The 2,444-nt window shown below is 74.0% G+C and carries 2 protein-coding genes; both read right to left on the bottom strand.

Annotation, left to right across the window (positions count from 1 at the left end):
* A partial coding sequence (locus tag AB0G02_RS35390; RefSeq protein ID WP_360803364.1) for a hypothetical protein occupies positions 1–689 on the bottom strand: 689 nt, incomplete at its 3' end.
* Between the two features lie 157 nt (positions 690–846).
* A partial coding sequence (locus AB0G02_RS35385) for an alpha-galactosidase (protein WP_360803362.1) occupies positions 847–2,444 on the bottom strand: 1,598 nt, incomplete at its 5' end.

Raw genomic sequence — 2,444 nt, 5'->3', positions numbered from 1 at the left:
TGCCAGGTGACGATGTCCGGCAGCACGTCGTTGGCGGCGGCGTAGGTGAGGAAGTCGCGCAGCCGGTCCGGGCGGTAGGCGGCGTCGCCGGGTCCGTCGATGCGCGCGTGCGGCAGCACGGACTTGACCGTGCGGTAGACCTTCGTCCAGTCGGCCAGGAACCGGTCCTTCTTGGTGGCCCAGTCGCCGTACCAGATCCAGTCCGGCTCGTTGAAGATCGTCCACACGAACCGGTCGCGGTCCGGGCGCGCGGCCACCTTCTCCAGTTGCGGGCGCAGCCGGGCGAGGTAGTCGTCGACGCCCAGGTCCTGGTAGGGCCAGGCGCTGTAGATGTCCTGGGAGTTGATGTAGACGTCCGCGCCGCCGGAGGCGAACAGGTCGTCGGCCACGACCAGGGCGTCGCCGTTGGGGTGCTGCTCGCCGTCCGGTGGCTTCTGGGCGATGGTGCGGGGTTTCATGCCGGCGATGAGGTCGCGGGAGGGCACACCGGCGTCGCCCAGCCCGTAGAGGATGCCGGTCGCGCCGCCGCGGAACGCCCCGGTGGTCGTGGCGAGGTCCACGCGCAGGGTCTCGGCGGCGGGGTCGGACCGGGCGGAGGCGGTCGGGGCCGTCGGGGACAGGGCTGCCAGCAGCAGCACGGCGGTCACCGCGCCGATGGTCATGCGGGATCTTGCCGGTCGGTGTCGCATCGGTGCTCCACGGTGAGGGATGGACGGTTGCCGGAACAGGGCGTCGCCCCGGAGGCCGGGGCCGACGAGGGGGCGGCTCGGGGTCAACGAGGGGTCGGCCCGGCAGGACCGCACGGCGTCGACGGCCGGGCGTCGCGGCGGACCGGGTCGACGGCGGTCACGCGCTCTCCTCGCGCACCACGTGCAGCAACAGGGCCTGCTCGGGGTGCAGGGGCGGCACCTGCACCCCCACCTCCGCCAGTTCGCGGCCGGAGAGGCGGACACCGGTGGACAACCACGGCACCTGGACCAGGGCCGTGGACGGTGGCAGGGCGGCGTGCCGCACGGGGCGGACGGTGAACCGGCTGTCGGGCGGCAGACCGGGCAGGGGCACTCGCCCCGGCGAGGTGGTCGTCCCCGACGCCATCGCGACGATGGCGAACAACGCCTGCCCGTCGTCGGCGGACACGACTCCGTGGACCAGGACCGCGGGATCCGGCGAATCGGCGCGCACCACCCGGCCGCGGTGCAGCCAGCCGCGGACCTCCTTGTAGAACCCCACCCAGCCCGCCAGCTCGGCCAGCTCGTCCCGGTCGGCGGCGGTGAGGTCCCACTCGATGCCCAGGTGGCCGAACAGCGCGGTGCCGGCGCGGAAGGAGAGGTCGTGCCTGCGCCCCGTGGTGTGCGACCGGGCCGCGCCGATGTGCGACCCCACCAGCTCGGGCGGCAGCAGCAGTCCGGTCCAGCGCTGGATGCCCTGCCGGTCCAGCGCGTCGATGCAGTCGCTGGCCCACACGCGGTCGGTGCGCTCCAGGATGCCCAGGTCCACCCGCGACCCGCCGGAGGAGCAGGACTCGACCTCCAGGCCGGGGTGACGTCGGCGCAGCTCGTCCAGCAGCCCGTAGACCGCCAGCGTGTGGGCGTGCACGGCCGCGCGGCCGGTGCGGGAGTCGCCCGCGTCGACCAGGTCGCGGTTGTGGTCCCACTTCAGGTAGGCGAGCCGGTACTCGTCGACCAGCACGTCCAGGCGTTCCAGCACGTGAGCGCGCGCCTCCGGGTGCGTCAGGTCGAGCACGTACTGCCCGCGCACCAGCGGCGGACGACGACCACCGGTCGACAGCACCCAGTCCGGGTGGCGTCGCAGCAGGTCGGAGTCCGCGCTGACCATCTCCGGCTCCACCCACAGGCCGAACTCCAGGCCCAGCGACCGGACGTGGTCCACCAGCGGGTGCAGGCCGTCGGGCCAGACCTCCTCGTCGACGTACCAGTCCCCCAGGCCCGCGGTGTCGTCGCGCCTGCCCCGGAACCAGCCGTCGTCCAGCACGAACAGCTCCGCGCCCACCACCGCGCCGCGGTCGGCCAGGGCGCACAGCCGGTTCAGGTCGTGGTCGAAGTAGACGGCCTCCCAGGTGTTGAGCACCACGCGCCGCGGACCGCTCGGGTGGTGGGGCCTCGACCGCAGGTGGCGGTGGAAGCGGGCGGACAGCTCGTCCAGCCCGTCGCCGCAGGAGCCGAACACCTCGGGGGTCGTGTAGGCCTCCCCCGGCGCCAACCGGACCTCGCCGTGCAGCAGCAGCTCGCCGCCTCCGATCACGGCCTCGCCGGTGGGCACCCGTTCGGCGTAGGTGCGGTGGTTCCCGCTCCACGCGACGTGCACACCCCACACCCGGCCGCGGCGGAACCCGAACCCGCTCTCCCCCGCCACCAGGACCAGGGTGGCGTCCGAACCGGTGCGACCGCGCCTGCCGTCCCGCACGTGCGCCTCCACGCCGAACG

The sequence above is a fragment of the Actinosynnema sp. NPDC023658 genome (assembly GCF_040639995.1).
In the GTDB taxonomy this organism is placed as follows: Bacteria; Actinomycetota; Actinomycetes; order Mycobacteriales; family Pseudonocardiaceae; genus Actinosynnema.
The sequence above is the reverse complement of the archived record's forward strand: the minus strand, read 5'-3'. Positions and strand labels throughout refer to the sequence as shown.